We start from the raw sequence: 5,425 nt of genomic DNA, 5'->3' as shown, positions 1-5,425 counted from the left end.
AAGAACAGCGACCTTGTCATCAAGAGTATACTCGCCAGCAGGTTTTATAGATTTTACAGTGTACGAACCAAGCAAATAGAACGGCACAAAAATCTTGTGCGTGAACGGACCTTCAGGAACAGTTCCGATATATTCGCCGGCTTTTTTTACATCACCGGGCTTTGCAGTCGGTGTAAACGCCCATTTTTTGGTTCTGTCGAGAGGGTTTACATAAATCCCCCTTTCAAGGAACCATCCTGCTTTTTCAGCAAGCAAAGGAAGCGGATTCTGCAAACCGTCGTAAACCTGGCCAAGAAGTCCCGGACCAAGCTCGGCAGAAAGCAAATCACCGGTAAACTCAACAGCATCCCCAGTTTTTATTCCTTTTGTCATTTCGTAAACCTGAAGCTGGGCTATATTTCCGCGGATACGGATTACCTCGCTTTTCAGGCTTGAATTATCAACTTTCACATAGGCAACTTCGTTCATGGAGATATTTCCATCAAATTCGACAGAAACCATGTTTCCATTAACGCCGACTACCTTTCCTTTTGTATCCGTCATTATTTATCTCCCATATCTCCCTTGAGAATTGAATCATAGATTTTATGATAAGAAATCATACCTTTCTCTGCATTGAACATCTTCATTCTTAATGCGAGTTTTAAGCGTAATCCATAGGCATAAACAGCATCAACAGAAAACTCATCGGCAGGACGAATGCTGTCCAAAAGATTCAGCCTGTATTGATTCAAGAACTGTTCGGCAGCCAACGGACTTTCCATTCCAGTCGCAGTACGAGCCGCCTGAATCACGTCAGGAGAGAAACTTTCGTTTTCTATCTCGAATTTTTTATTCATGCGAAGTGCGCGGATTTGGGCCAAAGCAAAACGAAGATTACGTTCACCGTCATACCATTTGTCAAGAAAAACAGAACCTGTTGAAACTTTTTTTAACGGAGGTGTCAAAGAAAGAAGCTTTACCTGTTCAAAACTTTTCTTGTCGAGAAAACGCGAGCAGAGATCATAAAAGTATTCTTCTGTAACCGGCAACACCGATTTTTCGTCAGTAACTGAGAAAGATGGAAGCTGTGCCAAAAGATAATACTGATTACTCACTTATTTAGCCGCCTCTTTCATCAATGCAGCAACTCTAGGATTTAAATATGCACTGAACAAGTCAGCTACAGCTTCTGCTGAATAGTCATAGAATGCCGCTCCATTCTTTACCCCAATAAGGAATCCGTTTGAAACGGAATTGTCAACTTTCAATGTAAGTCCGGCAGAAATTTCATTTTTCAATGCTTCTTTTAGATTTGCCTCAACTTCTTTTAAGCTTTTTTCGTTTAAAAGAACAGAAACATCTTCGGCAGAACTGTTTTTTACCCATTCCTTTACAACTTCTGGCACAAGTGTTGACAGCAAATCTTTTGAATAAGATTCCGATACTTCCTGTTTTATGAGCGCAGAAAGCTCTTTTGTTATACTGTCTTTAAATTGCAGAAGAAGGTTTCTTCCGGCTTGTTTAATGGCATCTTCACTTGCTTTTTCCAGGCGGGCTGTCTCTTCCTTAGCCTGCATAAGAATCTTCTCCGCTTCTTGTTTTGCATCAAGAATAATCTTGTCGGCTTCTCTCTGAGCCTGTGCAATTTTTTCTGAGGCAGAGTTTTCAGCAACGGCAACGCCATCTTTTTTGATTCTGTCAATCAGTTCTTCAACGTGGGTGTCCATGCTATCCTCTCTTTTTTGTGAATTTGTTTAGTTAAAAAACTATCTCTTTAAATATACCACCAAAACTTGATGGCGTTAAATAACTTTGCGTTAATGATTGCAAACTTTTAAAATTCCATATCCAACGAAAATTGAACTTCCGTCGTTGTAAGGTTAAGTTCGCGCGCAATCATTTCAATATCGTAACCGCGGTTTGAAAGCTCCTTTATCTGTTCGTTTATTGTTTTTTTAGGTTTTATCGGGTTGTCCGAATAAAAAACATTTTCCCCGATTTTTGGAATTGAAGCAAATCCGGCTCCTTCGCTATCGACCATAAATTTTGTTCCCGAAGGCGATTTTATATATTTTTCTTCATGCTTTTCAAATAATTCCCCCTGCTCGCTGTCAACTTCCCTTTTGCCTTTTGATGTTATCTGATATGCGCTAGAGGCCTGCAATGCATCGGAAATTCTTCCGTAAGGTGCCTCACTTCCATAAAGGGAATGATTTTGAGTTTTAGGATGAATTTCATTTTTTTGAGAAACTTCAGATTTTTCAGAAATCGCCCTGTTAAATTGCGCCAGAGCAGCACGTTTTTCTAATTCTGATTTTGCAACAGCAATATGACGTCCTGCGTCAGCCGAAGCTGCCTTTAACTGTTTGATTTTTTCTTCGATTAAATCCAAATTTTTTGAGGTCGTGCGGTTTACATCTTCAATCATCCGTGTAACTTCAAGCCGAGTTTTAGAAATAATATCTTCGGTCGTAAAAAGCCTTTTAAATTTTCTTAAAAATACAAGCCAGCCGGTTATATTCAAGCAACAAAGAATAAATGCCAGAACTGCAATTCCCTGCATATCTACCTCGAAATATCAATATTTTGTCCCAAAAAAGATTCACGGATTTCTGTCAGCTTATTTTTTTCAAGTTCTTCTTCCTGATTTTTTTTCTGATTTCTCTGATTTTGAAAAGAATTATTTTGATGAGCCCCGTCTTTTATCTGACTAGCGACAGCTTCGTTTTCGGCGGTTTTGTGAACCTGAGCTAATTGCTCCTGCTTCTGCTGAACGGCAGCATTTTCCTGCATCGCCTGAGTCAATTGATTTCCGTTCTGCTGGTGGGCAACATTTTTTGCGACATTGCCCATTTGAGAATATATTGTCTGAAGATCAATCGGTTGTATTGCCATAATCTAATTTTACTCCAAAAAATATAAAAATCAACAAAACTCAGGAATGAAAAAAAATCAAAAATGATTTTTTTAGAGAATTTTTACTTCGTTTTTGAGTTCCTTGTTTTCAAGAAAATCCTTAACGTTCTGAAGCGAAACTTCTGCAATATTTGAAAGCGCAGTCGTCGTTAAGAACGCCTGATGTCCGGTTATAAGAACATTAGGGAACGTTAAAAGTCTTGCAAGAACATCGTCTGTTATTACTTCCGTTGAATGGTCATTGAAAAAGAAAGCGCTTTCTTCCTCGTAAACATCCAGCGCGGCTCCTCCGATATGCTTGTGCTTTAAAGCGTGGACAAGAGCTTTAGTGTCGATTAAAGCGCCGCGGCCTGTGTTAATAATGACAGCATCGCTTTTCATAGTTTTCATTGTATCGTGATTTGCAATATGCCTTGTTTCCGGCGTAAGCGGGCAATGAAAACTTAAAACATCGCTTTCCTTAAAAATAGCCGGAACATCGACATAAGAAAAGCCTTCTTTTTCAGCCCATTTTTCGTCCGGATAAGGATCATAGCAGATGATTTTCATGCCAAGCCCTTTTAAAATTCCAGCCATTATCCGTCCAATTTTCCCAGTGCCGAAAATTCCTGCAGTAAGACCGAAAAGATCACGGCCAGTAAGACCTTCGATGCTAAAATTTTGGGTTTTTGTTCTTAAATAAGCCTGAGGAATATGCCTAGTAAGCGACATTAAAAGCGCCAGCGCATGCTCTGCAACTGCGTGAGGAGAATAAGCCGGAACACGGACAATTTTTATTCCAAAAGAAGATGCGGCAGACAGGTCAACATTGTTAAAACCTGCACATCTTAAAACAACAAGCTTTACTCCGCATTCTTTTAATATTTTAAGGACGGAAGAATCGACGGTATCATTTACAAAAACACAAACAGCGTCGAAATTTTTTGCAGTGAACGCAGTTTTTTCAGTCAATTTAAAATCAAAATAGTCAATTTCAAAACCAAATTTTTCGTTTTCAGAGCAAAAAGAAGACTTGTCGTACGAACGTGTGTCATAGAAAGCAATTTTTACCATAAATTTTCCTCCTATAAAAAGTCAAGATAAAAACCTCAGTTTTTGATTGACTTTTTAAGCTGTTTCGCACAAAGTGAGAAACAACAGATAATAAGAAAGTTTGCAACGCAAACTTTTTGAGATGAAAACAGACGACATTTTCGGCTGTTTTTATCATGCATCCATAAAATTGAATACAAAATTAAAAAACAAATATTTTTAAGCGGATTATAACAAGAAAAAGATTCTAAGTCAGCATAGAGTAACAAGAATGCGTTTTTTTTAGCATTTTTGTTGCGGCAGAGATTGAAAGGGACGCAAAGCGTGTATTTTTGCATAGCAAAAATACCGGAGGTGAAAACCGCAGCCCTGAAAAGCTCGGTTTTTGCAAGGCAAAAAGCCGCCCGGATTCAAGCAAAGAAGATTTTTTTAGATTTTTTGAATTTTTTTTGTTATTCTATAGATATGAAGATTTTTTTTAAGCTAAACGTTTTTTTCTTTCTGTTTCTGCTGTTTTCATGCTCTTCGGCGCCAAAGGCAAAAAATGGAGATTTTAAGAAAGGTTTTTCTGAGGACGAGACAGTAGAATTTGAAGAGCTTTGGGGCTATGTTTTTTACAAAAGAGAAGATTCGTACAATCCAGGCCTTCCTCTTACCGACATAGGCTATTTTACAGAAGCGATTTCGGCATTTAGCGAGGTGCCGGCAACGCCTCCTAAGGAAAAATATTTTTCTGACTGTCCGGCAAAAGTTCACCTTGTAACAAGCTGCGACTCGCGCTCGCAAACCCATCTTTTGCTTTTGCCAGAACTTCCGCTCAGAAATAAAATCATTGACGGCTTAATAGAGGCCAGCAAGACTTATGACGGGCTTCAGGTTGACTGGGAGCTTGTAAGTTCTGAAGATGATGAAAATTTTATTGAGTTTTTGAAAATTTTAAAATCAAAACTTGGCGAAAAGACACTTTCTATTGCAATTCCTGCGAGAACAAGAACTCTTTCAAAAGACGCCTATAATTATGAAAAACTTGCAAAGGTTGCGGATAAAATCATCATAATGGCCTACGATGAGCACTGGTCCACAAGCAAGCCGGGGCCGATAGCAAGCACTGGCTGGTGCAAAAAAATTTCAGACTATGCAAAAAGCCAAATTCCTCCAGAAAAACTTGTAATGGGGCTTTCGTTCTACGGAAGAGCCTGGAGAGATGATACTCTCGGCGGAAAGGCATACATTTACCCGACACTGCAAAAAATAATCGAAGAAAACAAGATAAAAAACCACAAACGCGATGAATATGGAATTCCAAGTTTTACAATTACAAAAAAACTGAATATAACGGCTTTTTACGACGATGAGACATCCCTTTTTGTCCGGACAAAAATGTACGCAGAAAATGAAATAAGAGCCCTGAGTTTTTGGAGAATCGGACAAGAAGACGAAGCATACTGGAAGCACTTAAAAATAAAAGAGCCTGTGAAAAATCAATAAAAAAAAA

Annotated in this window: 6 protein-coding genes and 1 pseudogene; 1 reads left to right on the top strand and 6 read right to left on the bottom strand. The window is 38.7% G+C overall.

Features of this window, described 5'->3' with window-relative positions; all coding sequences use genetic code 11:
* The 6 genes and pseudogenes from B2X33_RS01650 to B2X33_RS01625 all read right to left on the bottom strand — a co-directional run.
* Positions 1-543: pseudogene (locus B2X33_RS01650) on the bottom strand (V-type ATP synthase subunit A); the annotation flags it as partial.
* Positions 543-1,097 carry a DUF2764 family protein gene (locus tag B2X33_RS01645; RefSeq protein ID WP_296022542.1) on the bottom strand — a complete coding sequence of 185 codons (555 nt, stop codon included), beginning with the start codon at positions 1,095-1,097 and terminating at the stop codon, positions 543-545. The pseudogene B2X33_RS01650 and the gene B2X33_RS01645, both read right to left, overlap by 1 nt.
* Entirely contained in the window at positions 1,098-1,709 is a 612-nt protein-coding gene (locus B2X33_RS01640) for a V-type ATP synthase subunit E (protein ID WP_296667118.1), read from the bottom strand.
* Positions 1,710-1,816: 107 nt separating this feature from the next.
* Entirely contained in the window at positions 1,817-2,545 is a 729-nt protein-coding gene (locus tag B2X33_RS01635; RefSeq protein ID WP_296667116.1) for a hypothetical protein, read from the bottom strand.
* A 2-nt stretch (positions 2,546-2,547) separates the two neighbouring features.
* On the bottom strand, positions 2,548-2,877 hold the full coding sequence (locus B2X33_RS01630) for a hypothetical protein (protein WP_296667114.1): 330 nt from the start codon (positions 2,875-2,877) through the stop codon (positions 2,548-2,550).
* A gap of 72 nt (positions 2,878-2,949) precedes the next feature.
* Positions 2,950-3,951 (bottom strand): 2-hydroxyacid dehydrogenase, encoded by a 1,002-nt coding sequence (locus B2X33_RS01625; RefSeq protein ID WP_296022538.1) that lies wholly within the window; start codon positions 3,949-3,951, stop codon positions 2,950-2,952.
* A 444-nt stretch (positions 3,952-4,395) separates the two neighbouring features.
* On the opposite strand from B2X33_RS01625, the gene B2X33_RS01620 reads away from it, so the two are divergent.
* Entirely contained in the window at positions 4,396-5,418 is a 1,023-nt protein-coding gene (locus B2X33_RS01620; RefSeq protein WP_296022537.1) for a glycosyl hydrolase family 18 protein, read from the top strand.
* The last annotated feature ends 7 nt before the right edge of the window (positions 5,419-5,425 follow it).

Origin of the sequence: Treponema sp. UBA785 (assembly GCF_002297065.1) — a bacterium.
In the GTDB taxonomy this organism is placed as follows: Bacteria; Spirochaetota; Spirochaetia; order Treponematales; family Treponemataceae; genus Treponema_D.
This window is presented reverse-complemented; position numbering and strand designations above follow the sequence as displayed.